This is a genomic window from Arthrobacter pascens, from assembly GCF_017052465.1.
GTDB classification, from domain to species: Bacteria; Actinomycetota; Actinomycetes; order Actinomycetales; family Micrococcaceae; genus Arthrobacter; species Arthrobacter pascens.
Map to the genome: position 1 here is coordinate 311,822 of NZ_JAFHKT010000151.1, position 23,008 is coordinate 334,829.

Consider the following 23,008-nt stretch of genomic DNA (forward strand, 5'->3'; position numbering starts at 1 on the left):
ACTTTGCGTACTGTCTTACAATTTCATGGCACATAATCCCCGCATCAGGCAGGGGTATCAAAAAAATAGAAAACGCCTTGTACTATTTTCGGCGAAACGATTGGCTGATAAAACATGTGGAAAGCGACAGGTCGATCCGGATACTTGGCAACGCGTGACATCTGTATATGGAGCTTTCTAGCTGAATCGTCAGTCCAAGAATGGCCGCAAGTTAGGCTTTGGAGTGGGGCTGCCCGTCCGGTACATGAACACGACCGCTAGAAAGGCAATTGCAGCTAGCGACGCGCCGATCAATAGGACACCTTGAAAGCCTGCCAGGAAGCGGTCGGCAGGGATCTCGGCTGTTGCGGGAGAGCCAGCAAACAGCTGGTAAAGCAACACGGTGAGCGCCACTCCTATGGACCTACCCAGGTTCCGGAGAGTTGCGATTGTGCCGTTGGCGACTCCCGCCTGGTCCTGCCCTAAATCGCCCATCACGGCCGAGCTGTTCGGCGAGCTGAAGAGCCCGACGCCGACACCCAAGAGCGCCAGAAGAACAGCAACCAACCATGGCGAGGAATCCGCCTCGAGGAACGACGCGGCTAGGAACGTGAGGACCATGACAACCAAGGCCACCAAGGCCGGCCGTCGGGAACCGACGCGATCACTCCACCAGCCCGAAACGGGCGACACCAGGAGCATCGCGAAGGCTTGACACGTCATCACCAATCCGGTTAAGCCAATCGACCAACCCAAAACCTCGTGCAGGTAAAGAGGAAAAAGAAACGCAGGAAACAACATAAGGATGTACGAGAGGAACGCCGCCAGCATTCCCCAGCCGTAGACACGTCTGCGGAAGAACCGGAGGTTAATAAGGGGGCCAGTGGTGGTTAGCTCGCGCAAAATGAAGAGCACGCAAGCGATCACAGCCGCTGCCAGCAGAGCGACGACCATCTCGCTCGACCACCCGAGGCTCGGCGCGAAACCTAGTCCAAGCAGCAGAGTGGACGAAAATGCAATGAATAAAGTCAGGCCGAGCACATCCAGCTGGAGCGCCCCGCGCACCTTGCTTGAGTCCTTCGGGAGCAAGACCAGGGTGCCGATTGCACCTACCAGCCCGACCGGGACATTTATCAGGAAAATTGCGCGCCAGCCGAACGCTCCCGTAAGGACTCCACCCAAGGCTGGCCCTAGCAACGTCCCGGCGGCCACCATACTGCCGATGATTCCGAGAATCCGCCCCCTTTGGTCCACCGGGAAGATCGCCAGGGCCATTGGAGTGATAGTCGCCATGAACATGCCGGCTCCAATTCCTTGGAATACTCGGAACAGAATCATGACCCCCAGAGCCGGCGCCATGGCCACACAGAGTGAAGCGACGACGAATATAAGCAGGCCTAGGCTCAGGATTCTCTTTCGGCCGACGGCATCCGAGAGCTGGCCAAAGAAAGGCAGCACCGCCGTGATGGCTAGGAGGTAGGCTGACAGCACCCATTGCAGAGCGTCAATTCCAACGCCGAACTCCCTGGCCATCGTGGGCAATGCCACAACCACCGCTGTGGCATCGACATTGGCCATGAACGTTCCTGTCGTGATGGAGAAAAGAATTATCCATCTTGGCAGTACCCCCAAGGACCGGCGCCCGGTCGGTTGCACTTCGGTTTCGGACATGCTCCACAGCCTTCCAGTCATTGCGTTTTTGGACATCGGTCCGAATCCACCAGGTCTAGGGTGGCTTCGGCCAAAGCTCGGCGATCTCGGCTGCAAGACCGGTCATCACTCGCTCCTAAACCTGGACGGGCCCTCTCTAGTTAGTGGGCGACATTGATAATTTTTCCTCGATCGCGCCTAGGCGTGAGCAAGAGGTTGACCAATCCTTGAAGCACCCCGACTAGGGCCATGAGCAGAATGATCATGGCAAAGGCCTGGGGAGCAGCGAAGGTTTGACTGTTCAGCGCCAGTTGGTAACCGAGTCCCGCCGTCGAGGCAAGCATCTCGGCGAAAATGACCGTAATCATTGAGGCGCCGGCACCGATGCGTACTCCGGAACTGATAAGCGGCAATGCACTCGGCAACTTGATTAGGAAGTCGGTCTGGAATGAGCTGGCGCCGAACGCCTTTGCCACCTTCAGCATCGTGGGCTGCACCGTAGCAAAGGCTCGCAACGAGTTATAGGCGATTGGGAAGAAGGCGCTGACTGCCCCGTAGCCAATTTTCGACCCCACTCCCGTGCCGAAGGACAGAATAAAGATCGGGTAGAAGAGGATTAATGGTGCGAGGTAACCCCAGACAAAGATTGATTGGAAAACCTGCAGCCGCAAAGGTGTCCTCGCAGCCCAGAAGCCCGCGGCAAGGCCGAACACCGATGCGATGATGAATGCGGCGAGGATTTCCCCGAAAGTGATCGCGGCCGCTTCATAGGTCGAGAACTGCGACAGTGCTTCCCCGAGCGCTTCCAACACCCTGGGGATAGTAGGCAAAACCAGCGGCGAGATCCCTCCAGGACCATTCCCGAAAGCCCAAACGCCAATCAACGCGCCGAGCCCAAGCGCCCGCAGCGGCCATACAAGCGGGGAGGTTTTGTGTTCTTTCATCGATCTTCCCTACGCTCTCTGCGGTTCTAGCGGATTCGCCTGCTGGTCGTGGCCCATGGCCTCGTTCAGCATTAAGAAGAGCTGGGAACGCAATTGGGCGAAATCTTCTTGGGCGATAAATTCGAGTGGGCGTGGCCGCGGCTGCCGGATCTGGACTTCGGCCATGACTCGGCCAGGGCGCGCCGACATGACTATGACGCGATCCGCCCAGTAGATGGCCTCGTCTAGGCTGTGTGTGACTAGGACCACCGTCTGCTTGTTCTGCGTAAGAACTGTCGAGATACTTTCGCCTAGCGAACGCCGAGTTTGTTCGTCCAATGCACCGAACGGCTCGTCCATGAGCAGGATTGACGGATCCATCGCCAAAGCTCTGGCCACCGCTACGCGCTGCTGCATGCCGCCTGACAACTGTCCCGGATGAGATTCACCCCACTGGGACAAACCCATCATCTCGAGCAGCTCCTGACTTCGCTGGCGTCGTTCCTGTTTTCCGACTCCGGCGAACCGCAGACCAACGCCAACATTGTCCAGAATGTTTTTCCAGGGCAACAGAGAATAGTCTTGAAAGACGAAGGCGGCCCTCCGCGGATCCGGATTTTCTACAACTGAATCGCCGACGACGATCTCGCCCTTTGTGGGCGTCATCAACCCTCCCAAACAAGTCAACAGCGTGGACTTGCCGCAGCCGCTTGGACCAAGAAGGGCTACGAATTCTCCTTCGTGCAGCGACAGGTTGATATCTTTGAGTGCTTCGACCGTCGATCCGGCACGCGTGAACGTGACTGAAACATCGTTGATGGACATTCGCATTGCTGTTTACCTAACTTGTCGCGGTTGTTGTTGCGGCTCCGGCGGCGGAGCTTTGCCGCCATCGCGTCAGCCGTGTTTCTAAGTGATTCCAGATAGTGCCCGCAATAATGGCGAGAAAGGTGACTGCCAACATTAGGGCGAGGGTCTTGTCTGTGTGGAGTTGTTCCGCGTAGACCCGGATCAGTCCACCTACCCCATCCGAAGAAGCCCAAAGTTCCGCGATCAAAACCCCGATGAAGGCATGTCGGATCCCGAACCACAGGGCCGTAAAGATCCCAGGCAGCGCAGAAGGGAGCACCACGGCAAGGATGGTCTGTGCCCAGGACGCTTTGAATGCGCGTGCCACCTTCATGTGGCGATCTTCGACGAGCGCCATGCCTGCGGCCACGTTAATAGTTACGAACACCGCCGCTTCGAACGCGCCGAAGACAACGGCAGACGTGGAACCGATGCCGCATAAAAGGATGAAAATCGGCAGGAATATCGACTTCGGCGTGGACATCAGGAACAACAATGGAGCCGAGTATGCCTGCCACAGCGTTTTGGACAGGCCCATCACAGTCCCGGCGATAACGCCAATGACCGTACCGATGATGAATGCCAAGAGGATATTTCCTCCTGTGCTGGCCAACGCTGACAATACTTCTGAGTTGCGCAGCATCTCTGTGAACGCAACGCCTACGGCGATTGGAGTGGAAACGAAATCGCTGTCGATTAGGTCGAACCGGGTTAGGAGTTCCCAGACGAGCAGGCCCGCCACGACGACCGCGACCCGGCCGATTCGTGCTTGGGTTTTCACATCGGCAGTCCGCAACGACTTAGGAGTGGAAAGTCGTGGTTGTGTGCGAGGTGGTGCTGAAAGATTGGTTTGCATCGGTTCAGCTTCCTGTGCCCTGGCGAGTCATCATCACAGGCTCTTCCAATGCTTGTACATGCCCTTGACGTCGTCGATGGTGAGCGACTTAGCGGATTTGATCGTAAACTGCGTAGCTTCAAGGAGTCCTTCCAACTGGTCCGGGCTCAATTCACCGTCCCGCGAGCTCAGGGGAATCTCTTCTGCGACAATCTTCGACGCAAGTGCCGGCTCCATTCCCCAGCTTTCGACCAGCATCTTCGTGGCCAGGCTAGAGTCGTCCATAATTGCCTCGGTGGCCTTGTAGTAGCACTCGGCGAAGGCCTTGACTGCCGCTGGGTTCTTCTGGAGGATCTCGTCGCTGGCGAAAACTACTGTCATGGCGTTTGGTCCAACAAGATCCTTCACACTGCCGAGAACCCTCGCGGATCCTTCCAGTTCCAGACCAAAAGCCGCCTGGGCGCTCCAGAGGAAGGCGTCTGCTGTGCCGCTTTTGAGCCCCGCCATGATTCCATCAAGGCTGCCCATAGTGACAGTCTTGAAATCGTCAGGACCCCAGCCCTCCTCACGGGCGATCTTCTGAGTGGCGTAATCTCCCGCAGAGCCGAAGCTGCTGATGGCAAAGGTGGAGCCCTTCAAATCGCTAAACGACTTGGCCCCGCTGTCCTTCCTAACAACCACGTACTGATCCCAAACCGGCATGGATGATCCTATGATCTTTCCCTTGAGTCCCTGGGACATCGCACCGATAACGCGGTTCGGGGATGTAATTCCGATGTCAGCGCTGTTGGCCGCCAACGCCTCAGCCACCTTCTCGCCGGCAGTTAGGTCGACCTTCACCTCTGGGGAGCATTTCGACCAAATATTGATGTAGTTGCCAGCTTCCGCTCCGAGCTCGGTCGGATCCTGCTTGTTGGACTCGATGACCCGAAGCTGAATCGGCGCGCCGTCAGAGTTGGATGCGCTGCCACTACCGCCGCAGGCGGTTAGCGCCAGCGCCGCCACTGCTGCCATTGAGGCCAAGGCGGGGAGACGCGCGGGGCGGTACTTCTTTCTGGCCAGTATCCAAGCAAACATCAAAGCTCCTCTTTAGGTTCAAACAGCTGTGAAATGGGTTCGACGCATTGCAACCGGGAGTGGAGCAGGCGAACCACGCTGTTCAGGCAGCGAAGTTTGCTGCCTCTTGAAGGAGAGTAATTTACATCACGAAGGCATGTCAATAGTATGGTCAAACCATTGGCCCAAAGTGGAGGATATTACGTGAAACGGCTTGATACTACGAAGGCGGCAATCGTCGTCATCGACATTCAGAACGACTTTTGCCACACCCGCGGCTACCAAGGGCTACGTGGCCGGGACGTCGGGCGCGTGCAATCCGTCGTTCGCCGTATTGAAGAATTCACGCAGGAAGCCAGGCAGCTCGGAGTGCCTGTCGTCTTCATGCACAACCTGCATGATCCCGATACTGATACAGACGAGTGGCGCGCTCGTCATCTAGAGCCCCGCGATTCACAGTCCTGCCGGCCCGGAACGTGGGGGGCGGAGTTCTTCACACTAGTACCGCAGCCACAGGACCACGTGCTGCCCAAAGCACGCTACAGCGCCTTCACGAACACGGGGTTGGAAGAGCTCTTACGATCTCTCAATCGCACGTCTTTGTTCTTCTGCGGGACAGCAACGAGCATCTGCGTAGAAACCTCGCTACGTGATGCAACTTGTCGCGACTTCCTGGTCACTCTCGTCGACGACTGCTGTGGAGACTACTCGGAAATAGCCCACAACAACACTGTCAGGTCTGTCGCGAGCGGCTTCGGCGCCGTTACGCAGAGCAAGCACGTTATTGAGGGGCTCCGGATCTCCGCCGAACGCGGGTGACCTTAGTCCCAGGGGCTGCGATCCGAGGCCCTCGGAAGCGGTCACTTCATGGGAGAAATACTCCTTCTCGAGCACGTCCCCCGAGGGCGTGGACAATCTTGCCCCGCATTCGGTCTTTACTGTTGCATCAGTACATCCGCCGATCGTCCAGTTCACGTCTGTGGGGAAGAAGGATTCGCTGCGCAATATCCGCGCCCGCGGGGAGTTCCTAGTCATGCCGTGGTTGATCCGGACATTCTGGATGGCAGCCACCCACGCATCGACCTGCTGGAACGGCCGGCACGGTTGGGGCTAGATGAATGGGGCACAACGGGTTCGGTCAGGGAACTGAAGCGGATCCGCAGGGCAGACTGGCCTGGCGAATTCCGCCGGAAGAACCGCTCCGAGGGCTAGCCGTTGCGGGGTACCCGGATGGTCCCGGACGCCCCGCAACGGGGCTTGTTGGTTAGCCGAGGCCGAGCTGGACGAAGATAAGCCAGACGAGGAGCGGCACTACACCGATCATCGCGATCGCCCAGAGCAGCAAAGCCCTGAAGAACATCCGCTCATCCTTCGGTTGGGCGCTGGCCATGAGAAGTGCCCCGCTGGTGGACATCGGACTGACATCCACCACGGAGGAACTGATGGCGATGGCTGTGATCACGCCGATGGGGGAGAGCAACGGGTCCATAGCGATGGGGGTGACGATCGGGCTGACCACGCCGAGAGTGCCGGTTGTAGAGGCAAAGGCGGAGACGACCGCCACCACGTAGCTGGCGATCAGGGCGGCGAGGGAACTGTCGCCCAAGCCGGCGATACCTGCCTCCAGTTCCTTCAGGGCGCCCATTTCTTCAAGCATGCCCACGTAGGTGACGATGCCGGTGACCAGGATGATGGCGGACCAGGGCATGCTCTCAACAGCAGGCTTCTGTACGCCGGGGTTCACGCAGATCAGCACCAGGGCGACGACGAGGGACGCCACTCCGACGTCGATGCCCAGAACTGTCGTCAATGCCAGCAGCGCTCCCAGGCCGATAAGGGTCAGGATCCGCATCGGAGTTGCCGCCACCTTGACCGCGCCCTGACGCAAGGCGGGGTCCGTGGCGACCCGCGCAGGAGCTGCAACGGTGAGCACCGAGGCCCCCGACTCGCCGGCCACGCCCCCGGCCCCGGGATGTACGGGGTCCCCGCTGTCATCGGCTCCGGCGAGACCCGTTTCACTGCCGCTCTCACGTGTAACGCGGCGTTTCATGATCCACTGCACGAGGACGTAGGCGATGACTGCCAGGACGGCGTTGAAGACGAAGCAGTAGACATACAGCTTCAAGGAATCGGCGGACGCTCCTGCCTCATCGAGCATGACGTTGGCGAGCACGCCGAAGGGGTTGACCGGAGAGAATGCTCCGGCGTTTGCGCCCTGGACGATGACCAGGCCCATGGCCAGGGTGCTGATTCCGAACCGCAAACCAAGCGCCAGGGCCACCGGGGCGACGATCGCGATGGCGGCCGGCGTGAATGCCCCCGCCGACGCGAGAGCAGCGGTCAGGAGGAACATCAGGACGGGAACGAGCACCTTGCGATCACCGGCGAGACGTTCGGCCCAGTAGGCGAGCAGGTCAATGGTGCCATTGATCCTCACGATGGCGAAGAGCAAGGTGGCGCCGACGAGAATGAAGAACAGGCCCGCCGGGAACTGGCCGATGACGTCCTTGATGGGCATGCCCACCAGAAGCGTGCCTACGCCGAAGGCGGCGACGAGGGCGAGGAGTCCGGCGTTGATCCTGGTGAACGAACCGATGGCAAAGGCGGCTACAAGGGTGAAGAACGCTATGAGGGATAGGGACATGGCTGTGTCCGTTTAGATCGTCGCGCCGGTAAGGGCGCGCGTTCCCGAAAGTAGACTGCCGGCGCCGGTGATGGCCGGAGTGTGCCCGAGTGCCTTCAGGATTTCGTACGTCGTGGCCGTCGCCGCGGTGATGACGGGCAGGCCGAGCTCATCTTCAACGGCCTGGACCGCCGGAAGTGAAGGCATCTGGACGCAGGCGGAAAGAACAATGGCTTCGGCGCCTTCGCGCTTGAGGTTACGCGCAATGCCCGGCAGGTTCTGCGGGTCCAGGCAACCGACCGCCAGGTTGTCGGCAACTTCGAGACTGGTTGCATCCAAGACGGTGATTCCGGCGCCCTCGATGTACTCGACCACCATCTGGGTCAGCGGCTTCATGTACGGGGTGATCATGGCAACCTTGCGGACGCCCATCTCCTGCAGGGTTCGTACCAGCGCTCCGGCGCTGCTGGTAACCGGTGCCGGATGCCCGTTTCCGGCGGCGGCAGCGGCGATGACCTCTTCGGATCCGGCATGGGCTCCCGGCCCCTGCGCCATGACAGCGACCAGGCAGGCGTAAGCGATGACGTCCACGTCGGCGTCTGACACGGCTTCGGCGCAGCCCGCAGCCTTGCCCACCATCGCCAATAGCTCTTCACGATTGACGTTTTTCATGCCCGCCCTTGCGGAGTGGAAGGTGTACTTGTGCCCGGTGGCCTCGGACTGGCGGCGGAAGAGCTCGGGAAGCTCGGTTTCCATAGTGGTGTTCGAACTGGGAACAATCAGGCCGACGCGGGACGCACCAGGGCGCTTGGGTTCGGCGGCAGTTTCACAGGTGACTTCAGGCGTGCTCATGGTTTCTCCACGACGTTGTGCTGACAGGTAAACCCATAATCTGGGTTGCCATCCCATGATGTGGGTCTCACTGGTAGAATGTCAAACGGATCACACACCGCTTGCGGGAGGCTACGGGAAGCCCGCTTCCCGCTTGTCTAGGATGGGATCCGCGCAAGATCGGGAATTACAGCAGAAAGGACCCTCCGTGACATCCGAGCAGGGCTCAGGCTCCTCACCGCTTCTGGTGCTCCACAAGGTCGCCGAGATACTGGACTGTTTCTCCGTCGCCGAACCCGAGCCGACTCTCCAGCAGATCATCCGGCGGACGGGACTGCCCTCCAGTACCTGCCAGCGGCTCGTTCAGAACATGGTCCGGGAAGGATTTCTGGACCGGGAGGGAGACCAGTACCGGATCGGAATCGGCATGGTCCGCTGGGCCGCACCCGGAACCCTGGGGCTCGACCTCGTCAAGCTGGTAAAACCCGTGCTGCAGCAGCTCCGCGACGAGACAGGCGAAAGCGCATGTCTTTACGTCAGGGACGGAGCGTTCCGTACAGTGGTCGCAGTCGCAGAAACGCGCCACGTGGTGATGCGGCCCTTCATGGTCGGAATGGTGATGCCTCTTCACGCCGGAGCTCCTGGCAAGATCTTCCTGGCGTATGACCCGGATGCCTGGAGTTCGTTGTCCGAATCGGAGATGAGACGCTATACCCCTGCAACTCCGGACACCCTCGAGCTTCTCCGGCAGCAGGCGCAAGCGGCCAGAGAGCAGGGTTACTATGCGGCCTTCGGTGAACGGAACGAAGACGTCGGATCGGTCAGCGCACCCGTTTTTGACCACACCGGCCGGCTCGCAGGCGTTCTGGGCCTCGGATTTCCCACCCAACGCATAGCGCCCGCCGACGTGCCCAGGCTCGGCCCCATCGTGGCACGGGCCGCCGCCTCCGCGAGTAGCGCGCTGGCGCATCAGGATATGAACGCATAACGGGGACACTCGACCGCCGATTCGGGTCTTCTCCGGGATGACACTTGCCGGCTGGTGGCCCCGTGCGCCCATACGCCTTATATACGGCTGGGTCCTTCGCTTACTGGACGGTCTCCTCGGTAAAAGCTCCGTGTCCGACCACGTCGGTTCAAGAGTTCCTCCTAGTCCACGGGACACAGCAACTTCCACCGTTTGCTTCCATTGGCTCGCTGGAAAGAAGCCTCTATGTCATTTGACTTGAACGGGCCCGCTTGCTCGCCTCAAGAAACGGAACAGCCGTCTAAGTTCGTTCGCGTGCCAGCCGTTTGCGGCGCTCCTCCTCGCGCTTTGAGTACGCGGCCGCTCGGATCGCTTCGTCCGACTCCAGGCCCGTGCCAAGGGCGCCTCCGACGGTTGCCGCCGACGCGACGAACCACGTCAGCACGAACAGGTCGCCGTAGCCGACTGATGCGTGGAGATGGCCGCCCATTACAGCGGGGTCGAGGACAAGCAGCGCCCAGACCAGATTCACGACGTTGAGCGCCAGATAGCATATGAGCACCCCAATGGTCAGGGTCACCAGCGTCGAGGTGTTGTAGAGGCGGGACCGCTCCCTTGCCTCGGCAGAGTTTTCGTCGGGCCGGTCCCATAGTTCGCCATCAATCACGAGCCACGCGACAACGAGCGCGATGGAGGCGATCGTCGCGATCATCAGGCGCCACCACGGCAAGGAGCCGGCCAGTAACCAAACTGTGGCGACGGCTCCGGTTGCCAGTGCCGCCACCAGCGCGGATTTGAGCCCGGGCACGAGGAGCCACGGACGGTTGGCGAGCACCATGCCAAGGAGCAACTGCCAGCGGCCTCTGAGGCGGGGGAGTGGCACGCGGTGCTCGTCCTGCGAGGTTGGCTGGGCCATGCCTCTGACGAGCGCGCCCACCGCTTGACGGGCGCGTGCAGGCGGAGCCCGCCGAGCGCGGGTAACGACAGCACAGCCGTGCGTCGTTGCGGGTCGGTTTGGGCCAGGAGGTACCGGCGGTTATCGTCGTCGCGGAGCGGAAGCTCGGTCAGTCCGATGACGAGGTCCCATTCGTGCCGGCGAGCCTGGTCCCGCAGCCGTGCCAACGCGGTGTCGACGTCCTCGGAACCCACGGTGAATGGCTCGCTCACGACCTCGAGGTCCCAGGCGTCGCGATCCTCGCGGCCCGGCGGTCCGAGGTCGCTCATCCGGCGCGCGATCGAGCTGGGCGAGGCGGGGTCAGCGACGAGTCCGACGTGGATCGCTTTCATCCCGGTAGGCTGCGCACAGCGCACGCGGTGTTGGTCAGGTGCGTCTTATGCATGTGCATGGAGTTCCACCTTGCTGTTACCGAATTTCGATCGATGTAGAGCGAGGGCACTCTGGGAGGTGTGTCTCTTGATTTCCATCGCCACCTAGCCAGTCAGCGCATGGGCCAAGTGACGCTGCGGGGATGTCGACTGATGGCTTAGGTCGCCGCGCTTCTTACCGAAGCGGGAGGAGATCCCGCGGGCGGAATCTCGCTGAGCATCGCCGTCTCGGATTGTCCGCGCCCAACGTCCCGAACGAGGGCATATGGCTCTCCGACGTATCCAGGTCTGCGGCGATCAGAACCAGCCCATGGGCTGCGTCCGTTGTAATTCCGGTAGGCGTACCTGCGCATGGTCCACGACGGATTGGCCGCATCAGGCCCACCTACCGGAAATTGCTCGTTCCGATATCGAGATTCTCTTAGGCTCCGGCCGGGTGGAGGACGACCTTGGTCCAGCCGTCTTCGCGGCTGTCGAAGTTCTTGTAGGCCTCGGGGGCCTGATCCAGCGGCAGTTCGTGGCTGACGAGGAAGGAGGGGCTGGCTTTCCCGCCGGCGATGAGGTCGCGCAGGGCCCGATTGTATTTCTTAACCGGACACTGGCCCGAGCCCATCGTTTGTCCCTTGAACCAGTAGTTTCCGTAGTCGAAGGCCACCTGGCCCTTTTGGGCGAGTTTGTCGGGTGCACCGGGGTCTTGGGGTAGGAACACACCTACCACGCCCAGACCACCGACGAACCGGACGGAGTCCACGAGCCGGTTCAGGGTCAGGTTGGGCTGTTCGTTTCCGCCCGGGTCGTGCGCCTGGTAGCCGACGCATTCGCATCCGCGGTCCGCCCCGAATCCCATGGTCTGGTCCTTGACGAACTCGACAGGGTCCACTTCGGAATCGTCCACGGGGATGGCACCGATCTGTTCCGCCAGCTTCAGCCGGTCACTTTGGCGGTCCACGACCATGACTTTTCCGGCGCCTTTGATAATGGCTGAGTAGGCTGCCATGAGTCCGACGGGTCCTGCACCGTAAATAACTACCGAGTCGCCCGGGTATACCCCGGCGAGCTCGGTGGCATGCCATCCGGTGGGGAAAATGTCGGCGACCATGACGTAGTCGAGCTCTTTCTCCACGGAGTCCTCGCCCAGGCGCAGGCAGTTGAAATCCCCGTACGGCACGCGCAGGCATTCGGCCTGTCCGCCCTGGTACGGGCCCATGTCCGCGAACCCGTAGGCCGCACCGGCGAGCTGGGGTTCGGGCTGCATGGTCAGGCAGTAATTGGTGAAACCACGTTCGCAGTTCTTGCAGAATCCGCAGGCGATGTTGAACGGCAGCACGACACGTTCGCCCACCTTGACTTTGCTGACCGCCGGGCCGGTCTCGATCACTTCGCCGAGGTTCTCGTGCCCGAAAGTGCGTCCGGGCTCAAAGCTGGTGCGGCCCTCGTACATGTGCAGGTCCGAGCCGCAAATATTCGTCGAGGTAATCCGCACCAGCACATCCGCGGGGTGCTCAATCTTGGCATCCGGTACGTCCTCGACGCTAACGTCGTTCGGTCCTTTGTAAACTACTGCCTTCACTTTTCCGCTCTTTTCTTTTATCCCATCCCGAGCAGGCCAAGCAGTTGTAGCTTCCGGGGCGTTGCAAACTCAGAAAGCTGAAGGGCCGGGCCCGAAAGGCGGCGCGGACGTCACCCAATAGGCCTATTTCAGTCGGGAAGGGGGATGGGGGAATTGGGATTGTGGCCTGTGAGTCCACCCGAAGAGGTTGGGAGGCCAGAAGCTTTCAGACGGCAGGCTGTGGGAAAATCCACCAGACCGGGTCTGTACGCAATAAGAGGAACTCGTCGAGGCTCAATACTAAGCACACTTAGCAAAGGTGTCGAGGGGCGCGTTTACGCAGCCAGGATACCCGGCTGTCGGCACCGCCGGGCCGCCGCCACCGCAGTAGCGCGCTGACCTAGCGAGATGTGTCACGTGAGGGCTCGAGCAGAGTGCCGCCGGCACCCCTAAGTTCTGTCTGCGCCGACCCTAAGGAGGCGAAGCTGCCCAAGAACGATTCGTGCCGCCAGCGGCCACGCGTTCAGTTCCGTGTGCTTCGCGTGGGGTTTCCTGGATCGTCTTGTAGGCCGAGCGCCTCGTTCCACATCACCTTGGTGAGGGGGATTGCATCGAGCACCGCAGCTCTCGGCAGGGCGGGCTGATGCCATTTTGCCATTGACGGCGGAGTATGGCGGGGTGGCTCTGTGACTACCCGCAAGTGGGGGACTGCCACTTGGCCGAAGAAACGGGAAGCTTACTTATTAAAAGTCCTTGACCTCTCCCGCTGACTGGTGGAAGCCTGAGACCCTCTAACGGCCAGCTTCTGAGGCGGCAATGATGAAGGCAATGGTTTATCGCGGACCGTATAAGGTCCGGGTGGAAGAAAAAGACATTCCGAAGCTTGAACATCCCAACGATGCCATCGTGCGTGTTTCCCTGGCTGCGATCTGCGGTTCGGACCTGCATCTCTATCACGGCATGATGCCCGATACTCGCATCGGGATGACGTTCGGGCACGAGTTCGTGGGCGTTGTCCATGAGGTGGGCAGCTCGGTGCAGAACCTGAAGCCCGGGGATCGGGTGATGGTGCCGTTCAACATCTATTGTGGCTCGTGCTATTTCTGCTCGCGTGGGCTGTATTCGAACTGCCACAACGTGAACCCGAACGCCACGGCGGTGGGCGGGATCTATGGATACTCCCACACCTGCGGCGGTTATGACGGCGGGCAGGCGGAGTACGTTCGCGTCCCCTTCGCGGACGTGGGGCCTTCCCTCGTCCCGGAGTGGATGGAGGAGGAGGACGCGGTACTGCTCACGGACGCCGTCGCCACGGGCTACTTCGGCGCCCAGCTCGGTGACATCAGCGAAGGTGACACCGTGGTGGTCTTTGGTGCCGGCCCGGTCGGGCTGGTCGCCGCCAAGTCGTCCTGGCTGATGGGCGCCGGGAGGGTGATCGTAATAGACCACCTCGAGTACCGCCTCGAGAAGGCCAGGGCCTTCGCCCACGCCGAGACGTACAACTTCGTGGAATACGGCGACATTGTCCTGCACATGAAGAAAATCACGGATTACCTCGGCGCAGATGTAGCGATCGACGCCGTAGGGGCCGAAGCGGACGGCAACCTCACCCAGCACGTCACGTCCTCGCAGCTGAAGCTGCAGGGCGGGTCCCCCGTAGCGCTGAACTGGGCCATCGACTCCGTCCGCAAGGGCGGAACTGTGTCCGTCATGGGGGCTTATGGTCCAATGTTCAGTGCCGTCAAATTTGGCGACGCCATGAACAAAGGCCTGACGCTGCGGATGAACCAGTGCCCGGTCAAGCGCCAATGGCCGCGGCTCTTCGAGCACGTCCGCAACGGCTACCTCAAACCCAACGACATCGTCACGCACCGAATCCCGCTGGAACACATCGCCGAGGGCTATCACATGTTCTCAGCCAAGCTCGATAACATCATCAAGCCACTCATCGTCCCGAGTGCCAGCTGAAGGAGCGGACGCCATGCCCTACACAGCAGATAAGCCCAAGCCCAAGGAAAGCAGCGCGCAGCTACGGGCCCGCATCCCGGGATGGGGCGTCGACCTGGATCCGAAGGACCGGCCCTCCGTGCCGCGGGAACGCACCGACCTCGTCACGGGCGCCCACTGGGAGTTCCCCGAGCGGCAGGAAGAGAAGTGGCCGCGGGAACGGTCCGTCGAGCACAGATTCCTGACCCCCGTCTTCGGTACGTCCACTCCGCCCGCAGGCCTCTCCGGAATGATGCGGAAGGTCGCCTACCGGTACAGCGAGGGCCGGGCGGCCCACTGGCTGATCCTGCTCGCCGCGGACCGGGTAAACGCGTGGGAGAGCCACCTCAAATCCTTCATCTCGCTGCACCCGGACAACCCGATCACCGAAACCGGGATCCTCAGCGAATTCTCCCGGCATGGCCTCCGTTCGAGATTCGGCAGGAAACGCGCCGACCTCGCCCACCAATGGATCGACCCGGCCATAGCCGCAGGCCCCTGGATCCTCGTCGGCGGAGGCGTGTACGCCATCGCCCGAACCTTGGCCCGGCGCAAGACCTAGTTCCCGCCCCCGTCCGGGACGACCACGAGCATTCCCGTCAGGTCTGGTAAGAACGGGCGGGAACGACCGCCCCTCGATCCGGGCATTGAAGACACCCCGGCATCCTGCCCGCCCGTAATCAGCGCAGGCCGCAAACGGCGCTTACACATCTTGCCTGGGGGCTCAGGGACGGCACGCGGAACGAAGGCGTTCTGAACGCTTGCTCAGATTGGTCATGCAGCACCTTCAGGATAGAAGCACATAGTTCACCGGACTGATTCAGAGCCGATGTAGTGGCCACACGCAGCTGACATCCGGCCTGCCGGCCTCTTCTCTGCAGCTAGCGGTCCTTGAGTACGTTGACTGGTTCATCCGGCCGGTGCCGGCGAAGTGGCCACGGCGGTAAGGCTGTGTTTCGGTATTCGGACAGCCACAACGGAGCCGATCAGGAAGAGGATGCCCGTTCCGAGCCAGCCCAGTTCATAGGAGCCGGTAGTGTCCACAACAGCCCCGAAGGCAATTGGGGTGGCCATCAGGCCGAAGTAGAAAGCCGACTGTATCTGACCGGAAATCCTTCCGACGTCTTTACCGGCAAGGATCACGAACAGGTACACCAGGCTATTCCACGCGGCCGCGCTCAGGCCTAGTATGAGCGCGGCGACCCATAAAAGGGATGATCCCCAGGGGACAGACATGACCAGCAGGCCGGCGCTGGCAGCTGCTAATGCTGCCTGTCCGCACAGGAGCAGGTTCATTCTTTTCATGCCGAGACGTTCGGCTACTGCGCTCCACGCTATCCGGGCGATCATGCCCCCCACGCCGACCACCCCGACCGCCATACCGGCGACAGCCGGCGGGAAGCCGAGTTGCTCAAAACTGAATAGCGGCAGGTAAGTATTCACCGTGGAAAGCCCGCCGCCCATCAGACCCGCATAGCCCAGCGTCGCCCAATGAGCCCTACCAGGTTTCGGATTGCCGATGCCGGCGTCAAGGGTAGTCGACACTCGTGATCTCAGCGTGAACGCAGCCACGATGGCGAGTAGATAGCACCCGGCTCCACACACCGCCGCGGAGACTCGCCAGCCAAAAATTCCGGCCAGCGGGCCGACAACCATTCCCACGGCCAGAGCGCCGACCTGCACCCCGGACTGCTTCGCTCCCACGAGGATCGCCAGTGGGGGCTTCATGCCCGTCAGGAACTCGTTCGTTGCAGGGTTACTCAGCGCGGCAGCTATCCCCCCAACGCAGCAGGCAACCAACAGTAAAAGGACAGATGTCGACGCGGAGACCAGCAGACAACCTGTGCCGCTGGATAAAAACAGGAACACCAGCGCCTTGGCAGGGCCTGCCCGTCGAACGATGAGGTGAGTCACCGCTGACAGCACAGCCGCGGTCAAATAGAAGGCTGTGCTCAGGCTTCCGAGTTGAACTCGGTTCATTCCCAACTCTGCATCCAGGTGTGGAGCGAGGACGCCGAGCAGATAGACCAGAATGAGCCCAGCCGCCATCGCGCTGAGAAGCATGGAGCCGGCGTGCTGTCGTGCCAGCACTCCTCCCGCTCTCCCCCATGAGATCACCCGCGGCACGTGCGGCGGCCTGTCGCAAAGCCAAGGGCACAACCCGACGCCGGCGCACCGCGTCCTGCCCAGGGCTTTCGTCCTTGAGTGGTCACGTCCTGAAAGGAGGCGGCGTTCATAGCCGGAACTTGGCTCATTATCAGCGTCCTGTCTGTTCTGGTGCTGTTCCGCTTGCTGAAAGCGGGGTCGTCATCGGGCAGTGTGTTCAGTTGGCCAGCGCCGTTCGGCAAGCGCCAATGCCTTGGCGAGCAGGGTGCAGTCGATTCCTGCCACCAGCGCGGGACCCCGGCGCCGGCCAGGATTTTCGAACCGATCGGACCGAGAACACCGAGAGGACGCACAGCTGAAAGGGAGAGGAGGGCGGCCGTGAACGTCCTGCGGCTCTATCCCCTGCAGTGGACTGGGATGGACCGGCAGTCAGGAAACCAACCTGCGGAATGTTGACCCGTGGAAGACGAGTGGCTCGGTCTCGGGGTAGTCCTCGACGGACTTGACCTCTAGAACGACGACTAAGTGGTCGCCGGCTTCACTTTCAGAGACGATCTCGCATTCCATCCAAAGCGCGGAGCCAGGTATTAGGATGGCGCCTCCCTCGCTCTTGTGGAAGTTGATTCCAGCAAAGCGATCCCCGCTTTTCGAGGCAATCTGCCGGCAGACCTGTCCGTGGTTCTGGGAAAGGACTGAGATTCCGAGTCGACTGGCCTGCCTCAGGACGGGCCAGGTTTCAGAGCTCTTCTGCACGGCGAAGAGCACCAACGGAGGCTCTAAGGAGACTCCCACGGTAAATGACGAAGCAACCAGGCCTCGGGGAACGTCCTGGACCTCTGCGCTTATGGCGGCGACGCCGGACGGAAATCTGGAAAACGCAGGCCGGAGTACCGACGGATCGAGACCAACAAGTGTCTGCATGAGGTGTCCTTCCTAATTCTTTCGTTTGGTAGCTGCGCGCGTATTCTGGGCAGCAATAAATGAGACTGCCGGCATGGCAGAGGATGCTCTTGCCCTCCGCGCAGGGGAGGGCAAGAGCCGGCACCCTGTATACGTGGGGTGCCGCACGTGGCGGGCGCCGGCAATCGCCCGCCTAAGTGGCCACGATTCAGAAAACGTGGAGGTATGCAGGGAGGAGGCTAGACGGTGACCAAATCCGGGAGCTGGAGTCCCAGGCTCCCGCGAAGAGTGTCGTGTTCGTACTCATGGTGGAAGAGGCCCCGTTCCTGTAGCTCGGGTACGAGCATCTCGACTACCGCGTCCAGGCCCTCTGGCAGGATAGGGACCATCAGCGTGAACCCGTCGGCCGCGCCGGCGTCAAGCCGTTCCTCCATGGCGTCCGCTACCTGTGCCGCCGTTCCTACAACCTGGAAGTGGGCCGTAGGTGCCTTCTCGATGAGCTCGCGAACGGTGAGGTTGTCCTTCAGAGCAAGGTTGACGATGCTGCGTCGCCATCCAACGCCACCCTTGAAATCCTCGTCGGAGCTGAGCAGATCGACGCGTAGGGGTTTGTCCAGTTCCAGTGCGTCCACGGGCAGTCCGGTCCAGCGGGACAAACCGCTCAAATGCTTTGACATCGGTACGGTCTCGTGCAGGATCTTCTTACGGTCCCAAGCCTCCTGCTCCGTTGCACCGAGGATGACCGACATGCCAGGGAGAACCTTGATTGAGTTGGGGCTGCGCCCGTAAGCTTCAGCGCGCCGCCGGATGTCGGCGCGGAATTCCCGCGCCCCCTCTGTTGTGTGCTGTGCCGTGAATACGACATCGGCGACCCTCGCGGCCTGGTCGCGGCCGCGTTCCGAGGAGCCGGCCTGGAAGATCACCGGGCGACCTTGGGGCGTGCGGGCGAAGGGGAGTGGGCCCTTGACAGAGAAGTGCGCACCGGCGTGGTTGATGTCGTGGACCTTGGCCGGGTCGGCGAAGATGCCGTTTACCTTATCGCCGACGAGGGCACCTTCTTCCCAGCTGTCCCAGAGCTTGATGACAATGTCCATGAACTCATCGGCCCTTGAATAGCGGGCTTCGGCATCGGGCAGTTCGGTGTCGCCGAACTGGAGGGCTGTTCCCGCGTGCGCAGTGGTGACTGAATTCCACCCGGCTCGTCCACGGCTCAGGTGGTCCAGTGTTCCGAATCGGCGCGCGATCTCGAAGGGTTCGTTGTACGTCGTGGAGGCCGTGCCGACCAGGCCGATGCGGTCGGTGACGGCGGCCATGTAGGAAAGCACGGTCGCGGTGTCCAAGGTGCCCGAGGGGCGGTCGGTTCCGGAGTCGGCATTGGTGATTTGTTCGGCGAGGAAGAGAGCGTGCAGTTTGCCGGCTTCGGCAGTGCGCGCCAGGTTGGCGTAGTAGTCGGGTGACATGTAGTCGGAGGCTTCACCGGCCCGGACCTTCCATGCGTCGTGCAGGCCGCCGAGCCCATACATCACTGCCGCAGTCATGATCATTGGTTCTCTGTTCTTACTCATGCAAAATCACTCCCTGAACGTTTACCGGTTGGCGGTGGCCGCAGTCCGTAGCCCTGTCTCGGGCTGCTTTTCTGAAGCCTAGCTTCACCACCTAAGGGCAACAATCAAGGGTTTCTAAGGGAATTCATTAGCTGGACTAATAGCCCGGAACCTATCTGACTTCAGGCGTGAAGGCCGAGGCCTCGGCCGCCGTGCGCTGCAAGGCTTTCACCAAGTCACCCAGCGGCCCCGACCTGTAAGCCTCGGGAAGGGTCTGGATCATTATTTTCCTGTTGAACGTGCGGGGCGTCGTGGGACGCACCACGATGTCGTCACGCCGGGGCGTCAGCGACAGGCGCGGGACCAGGCTTACCCCTACGCCAGCAGCGACGAGTCCCAACAAAGACTGGTAATCGTCACTGCGAAATACGATGTCCGGTTCGAATCCTGCGATCCGGAAAACGGTATCGTGCGGGTCTTCATGGGGAGGGCGATGGGCGCGTATGACCCAGGGTTCACCAGCCAGTGCCGCTAGTTCGACCCGTTCCGCGCCTGCAAGAGGATGATCCTTCGGGAGGACAACCATCAGCGGGTCGTCGGTCAGATGGATGTTCATCAGCGCGGGATCGACCGGGCGGGGGTCAAAGTCGTACTCAAACATCAACAGGAGGTGGATGCTTCCGTCGCGGAGCAAACCGACGGGGTCGGAACCACTTAGTGAACTCGGCAACACACGAACGTTGGGGTGGAGCGCCATGAAGGACCTCAGTGCCTGGGGGAGAAGATCCGTGCCCGCCGACGGGAAAGTGCCCAACCGGATCTCCTGGGGCCCGTTGGCGAAACCGCGCATTTCTTGTTCTATTGACGAGATCTCGACAAAGAGACGGTGGGCGTGAGCGGCCAAGGTCTGGCCGGCCTCCGTCAGTCTGATGCCCCGGGGCATGCGCAAAAACAGTGCAACGCCGACCTCGCGTTCCAGGATGGACATCTGCTGCGACACGGCCGACTGGGTCATGTACATGCGCTGGGCCGCTGCGGTGAACGAGCCCACCTCCGACACCGCCGCGAAGATCCGCAAGCGCCTCAAGTCAAGCATGCGATCCGCGCTGACTCACGTTGCTGCCACGCAGCGGTACCTGTATAGCAAATTGGTCCTCCCTGTGAATCACGAACCCGGCAAGGCAACTCTAGGGGAGGACAAGGGCTTGTCCAAACAAATTGTCACAATTTCTTATAACATTTCATTGACAAGATGTTCGGCCGCTGGGAGGGTTGGTTAATCCGCTCCAGGCGGGGAAGGAGAGACACCATGAATGACACACCTGTCGGGAACGCCGCTTACCAGCGACTCCGCGAAGCCCTGGTGGCAGGGCGCTTCCAACCGGAGCAGCGCCTGGTAGAAACTGACATGGCCGAATGGCTGCAGGTCAGGCGGGTAGAAGTTCGAGAGGCATTCACCTGGCTTGAGAAAGACCGGCTCATTGAACGCCGGGCACACCGCGGCGTCATCGTGAAATTGCTGTCGCAGGACGAAGCCCGCGACATTCTTCGGGTGCGGCGGCATGTGGAGGGCCTTGTGGTCCGTTGGGCGGCCCAGAACCGCACTGATGATGACTGCCATCGCCTGGCCGCCAAGCTCGCAGAACTTGTCCAATGCCATGACGAGACTGATCTGACAGGATACTCCGCAGCCCAGGCTGCGCTGCACCACGAACTGGTCGACTTGGCCGGCTCCCCGACACTCGCCCGAATGGTTGAGAGCCTCAGCGCACAGACCGCGCAGACCCGGCTCCGAAGCCTCATGTCCGGCGGCCGGTTCAAGGCGTCCTTGAGCGAGCACTCAGCAATTGTCGAAGCGGTGGTAGCCGGCGACGCCGATCGCGCCGAGCAGGCGATGCACTCGCATATCGACAACGTTCTCGCAGCAGTTCTGGGCGAACACCAGCAGCACGACGTGTAGCCAGGACGGCCATCATCCTTCCGCTTGTCAATGACGATAGAGGAACCACAGATGCAACTCTCCATACGAAAATCACTCGCCGCAGTTTCAGTGCTTGCGGCGCTCTCCCTTACGGCATGTGCAGGAGCCAGCTCCGGGGCGGCCTCAAAGCGGGAGGGGGGACTGGCGCAGATCGACGTCGCAGTACTTGAAGCTCCGTCGCTGACGTCGTTCTACGCCCCCGTCATCAAGTCCCAAGAGTTCGACCGCAAGAACGGACTGGACCTGAAGTTCACGCCGAAATCCGCAACAACCCTACGCACCGAGGTCGCAAACGGGTCGGTACAGGTTTCAGCCGGGGCCACCGTACTGACGGACGTCGCACTCCTGAACCAGCAGGGCAGCAATGTCCGGTACCTGTTCAATGCCTTCGACTGGTGGGGTACCGTTGTTACCCCGACCGGCAGCGACATCAACTCGCTCAAAGACTTCGATGGCAAAAAAATCGTCGGTGCCCTGTCAACAACGAACTACGCGATGTTCAAAATCACCGCCGGGCTGGCCGGCAACGACGTGGGAAGCTTCCAGGAAAACAGCGCAGAACCGGCCGGTTTGGTGGCAGCGGCGAAATCCGGACGAGAAAAGGCGGTCCAGCTATGGGAACCGGCGCACACGGTCCTGACTAGCGGCAACTCCAACTTCCGTTCAATAGACCTCGTCAAAGAGTTCAAGGCTGCCACCGACACCCACGTGATCCCCTATGTAGGCGTGGCTGTCCAGGCGAAGTGGCTGGAGAACAACGGCGATCTCGTGCAGCCGCTGTACGACACCTTCAAGGACGCCGCCGCTTACGTGGCGGAGCATCCTGACGAGGCTGCGAAACTCATAGCGGAAGACACGGGCATCGGCGTCGACGTCCTGAAGTCGCTGTTGACGTCAGACCGGTTCGGTATGTCGGTGTATCCGGCGAAGGATGCCGCTAACGAACTGAACATCATCCTTAATGCGGCCGCCAAATACGGCGTGCTGAAGTCCGCGCCGGACCTGGACGGTCTTCTCGCGGAGCAGGAGATCACCAAATAATGAGCCTCCCTACGAAAGAACTGGCAGAACCAGCTCCAGCAGATCCCGGCACACCGCGGGGCCCGGTTCAGAATTCCTACATGGAGAAGATGCGGCGGCCTCTGCCCGCCATCATCTCCCTAGGCACCCTGGCACTGCTCTGGCAGCTCTCAGCGGTGTTCCTGAACCCGCTCGCCACCCCGCCACTGGCCACCATCGGCGAATCCATCTGGTCAATCGTCACCGACTGGGATCGCATGCAGCACCTGCTTCGCACGGGCGTCCGCATTCTGGGCGGCCTTGGTCTCGCCTTCATGATCGGGGCCACGATCGGCATCATCACAGGATTCAGCAACCGCATACGCACCTATGCCGGTCCCATCCTGTACTTCATCCAGGGAATCCCGGCGCTCTCCTGGGTCGTCTTCGCCGTCCTGTGGTTTCAGGACTCCGAGATCCGCATCGCCTTCATCATGGTGATGGTCACGTTCCCGAGCTTTGCGTTGTTCATCCAGGGCGCTGTCCGCGGCGTTCCTCAGGATTTCATACAGCTCGGACAGGCGTTCAGGTCCTCGGGATGGCAGCAGTTCAGGTACGTCGTCCTCCCTTCCATCGTTCCAACGATCATGAGTGCCTGGTCGGTCAACCTCGGCAACGGCGTCCGGGCCGTCGTCGTCGCAGAGCTGGTGGGCGCAACCATCGGAGTCGGAAACCAGTTGTTGCTGGCGCAGTCCCTTTTCAACATGGCCGATGCCATGGCATGGACTCTTCTGCTCGTCGGATTGCTCCTGATCTTCCAACAGGTACTCACCGTCATTGAGAGCCGGCTGCTGTCCTGGCGACCGATCGGCGAACGAGCATGATCAACACTGCAACAGGAAGC

General features: G+C 61.0%; 20 protein-coding genes. 7 read left to right on the top strand and 13 right to left on the bottom strand.

The features are described 5' to 3' along the window. Positions 1 to 189: 189 nt before the first annotated feature. From JYA52_RS19620 to JYA52_RS19640, 5 genes are all read right to left on the bottom strand, one after another. Positions 190 to 1,650, bottom strand: a complete 1,461-nt coding sequence (locus tag JYA52_RS19620) for an MFS transporter (RefSeq protein ID WP_205654972.1) — start codon at positions 1,648 to 1,650, stop codon at positions 190 to 192. Between the two features lie 140 nt (positions 1,651 to 1,790). Next, positions 1,791 to 2,573, bottom strand: coding sequence for an ABC transporter permease (locus tag JYA52_RS19625; protein WP_205654973.1), 783 nt, complete (start codon positions 2,571 to 2,573; stop codon positions 1,791 to 1,793). Between the two features lie 9 nt (positions 2,574 to 2,582). Beyond that, positions 2,583 to 3,377 carry an ABC transporter ATP-binding protein gene (locus JYA52_RS19630; protein ID WP_205654974.1) on the bottom strand — a complete coding sequence of 265 codons (795 nt, stop codon included), beginning with the start codon at positions 3,375 to 3,377 and terminating at the stop codon, positions 2,583 to 2,585. Between the two features lie 16 nt (positions 3,378 to 3,393). Beyond that, positions 3,394 to 4,257: an ABC transporter permease gene (locus tag JYA52_RS19635; RefSeq protein WP_205654975.1), complete on the bottom strand. Its 864-nt coding sequence runs from the start codon at positions 4,255 to 4,257 to the stop codon at positions 3,394 to 3,396. 33 nt (positions 4,258 to 4,290) lie between these two features. Further along, on the bottom strand, positions 4,291 to 5,313 hold the full coding sequence (locus JYA52_RS19640; RefSeq protein WP_205654976.1) for an ABC transporter substrate-binding protein: 1,023 nt from the start codon (positions 5,311 to 5,313) through the stop codon (positions 4,291 to 4,293). A 183-nt stretch (positions 5,314 to 5,496) separates the two neighbouring features. Here JYA52_RS19640 and JYA52_RS19645 point away from each other — a divergent pair, with 183 nt between their 5' ends. Beyond that, the gene (locus JYA52_RS19645; protein ID WP_205654977.1) at positions 5,497 to 6,111 is read left to right on the top strand and encodes a cysteine hydrolase family protein; all 615 of its coding nucleotides are present in this window, start codon (positions 5,497 to 5,499) and stop codon (positions 6,109 to 6,111) included. Between the two features lie 445 nt (positions 6,112 to 6,556). Here the strand turns inward: JYA52_RS19645 and JYA52_RS19655 are convergent, their stop codons facing one another. Both JYA52_RS19655 and JYA52_RS19660 read right to left on the bottom strand, forming a co-directional pair. After that, complete coding sequence (locus JYA52_RS19655) at positions 6,557 to 7,936, bottom strand: SLC13 family permease (RefSeq protein WP_205654980.1); 1,380 nt, start codon at positions 7,934 to 7,936, stop codon at positions 6,557 to 6,559. Positions 7,937 to 7,948: 12 nt separating this feature from the next. Beyond that, on the bottom strand, positions 7,949 to 8,767 hold the full coding sequence (locus tag JYA52_RS19660) for a maleate cis-trans isomerase family protein (protein WP_276208601.1): 819 nt from the start codon (positions 8,765 to 8,767) through the stop codon (positions 7,949 to 7,951). Between the two features lie 187 nt (positions 8,768 to 8,954). Here JYA52_RS19660 and JYA52_RS19665 point away from each other — a divergent pair, with 187 nt between their 5' ends. Next, a complete protein-coding gene (locus JYA52_RS19665; RefSeq protein WP_205654981.1) occupies positions 8,955 to 9,734 on the top strand; it encodes an IclR family transcriptional regulator in 780 nt (259 codons plus the stop codon). A gap of 280 nt (positions 9,735 to 10,014) precedes the next feature. Here JYA52_RS19665 and JYA52_RS19670 read toward each other — a convergent pair whose 3' ends face one another. Beyond that, the gene (locus tag JYA52_RS19670; protein WP_240460551.1) at positions 10,015 to 10,629 is read right to left on the bottom strand and encodes a hypothetical protein; all 615 of its coding nucleotides are present in this window, start codon (positions 10,627 to 10,629) and stop codon (positions 10,015 to 10,017) included. A gap of 831 nt (positions 10,630 to 11,460) precedes the next feature. After that, positions 11,461 to 12,609, bottom strand: coding sequence for a glutathione-independent formaldehyde dehydrogenase (locus tag JYA52_RS22975; protein ID WP_205654982.1), 1,149 nt, complete (start codon positions 12,607 to 12,609; stop codon positions 11,461 to 11,463). A 798-nt stretch (positions 12,610 to 13,407) separates the two neighbouring features. On the opposite strand from JYA52_RS22975, the gene JYA52_RS19680 reads away from it, so the two are divergent. Together JYA52_RS19680 and JYA52_RS19685 are read left to right on the top strand one after the other, a co-directional pair. Next, on the top strand, positions 13,408 to 14,556 hold the full coding sequence (locus JYA52_RS19680; protein ID WP_205654984.1) for a zinc-dependent alcohol dehydrogenase: 1,149 nt from the start codon (positions 13,408 to 13,410) through the stop codon (positions 14,554 to 14,556). 13 nt (positions 14,557 to 14,569) lie between these two features. Further along, on the top strand, positions 14,570 to 15,136 hold the full coding sequence (locus JYA52_RS19685) for a hypothetical protein (protein WP_205654986.1): 567 nt from the start codon (positions 14,570 to 14,572) through the stop codon (positions 15,134 to 15,136). 347 nt (positions 15,137 to 15,483) lie between these two features. Here the strand turns inward: JYA52_RS19685 and JYA52_RS19690 are convergent, their stop codons facing one another. The 4 genes from JYA52_RS19690 to JYA52_RS19705 form a co-directional block, all read right to left on the bottom strand. Further along, a complete protein-coding gene (locus JYA52_RS19690; RefSeq protein WP_205654988.1) occupies positions 15,484 to 16,665 on the bottom strand; it encodes an MFS transporter in 1,182 nt (393 codons plus the stop codon). Between the two features lie 444 nt (positions 16,666 to 17,109). Beyond that, positions 17,110 to 17,601 carry a flavin reductase family protein gene (locus tag JYA52_RS19695; protein ID WP_205654990.1) on the bottom strand — a complete coding sequence of 164 codons (492 nt, stop codon included), beginning with the start codon at positions 17,599 to 17,601 and terminating at the stop codon, positions 17,110 to 17,112. 218 nt (positions 17,602 to 17,819) lie between these two features. Further along, positions 17,820 to 19,145: an LLM class flavin-dependent oxidoreductase gene (locus tag JYA52_RS19700; protein ID WP_205654992.1), complete on the bottom strand. Its 1,326-nt coding sequence runs from the start codon at positions 19,143 to 19,145 to the stop codon at positions 17,820 to 17,822. 151 nt (positions 19,146 to 19,296) lie between these two features. Next, positions 19,297 to 20,220: a LysR family transcriptional regulator gene (locus JYA52_RS19705; RefSeq protein WP_205654994.1), complete on the bottom strand. Its 924-nt coding sequence runs from the start codon at positions 20,218 to 20,220 to the stop codon at positions 19,297 to 19,299. Between the two features lie 213 nt (positions 20,221 to 20,433). Between JYA52_RS19705 and JYA52_RS19710 the strand changes: the two genes are divergently transcribed. The 3 genes from JYA52_RS19710 to JYA52_RS19720 all read left to right on the top strand — a co-directional run bounded on the left by JYA52_RS19710 (position 20,434) and on the right by JYA52_RS19720 (position 22,988). Further along, positions 20,434 to 21,084: a GntR family transcriptional regulator gene (locus JYA52_RS19710; RefSeq protein WP_205654996.1), complete on the top strand. Its 651-nt coding sequence runs from the start codon at positions 20,434 to 20,436 to the stop codon at positions 21,082 to 21,084. A gap of 51 nt (positions 21,085 to 21,135) precedes the next feature. Further along, a complete protein-coding gene (locus JYA52_RS19715) occupies positions 21,136 to 22,146 on the top strand; it encodes an ABC transporter substrate-binding protein (protein WP_205654998.1) in 1,011 nt (336 codons plus the stop codon). Between the two features lie 80 nt (positions 22,147 to 22,226). Further along, positions 22,227 to 22,988, top strand: coding sequence for an ABC transporter permease (locus JYA52_RS19720; protein ID WP_205655000.1), 762 nt, complete (start codon positions 22,227 to 22,229; stop codon positions 22,986 to 22,988). Positions 22,989 to 23,008 lie beyond the last annotated feature (20 nt).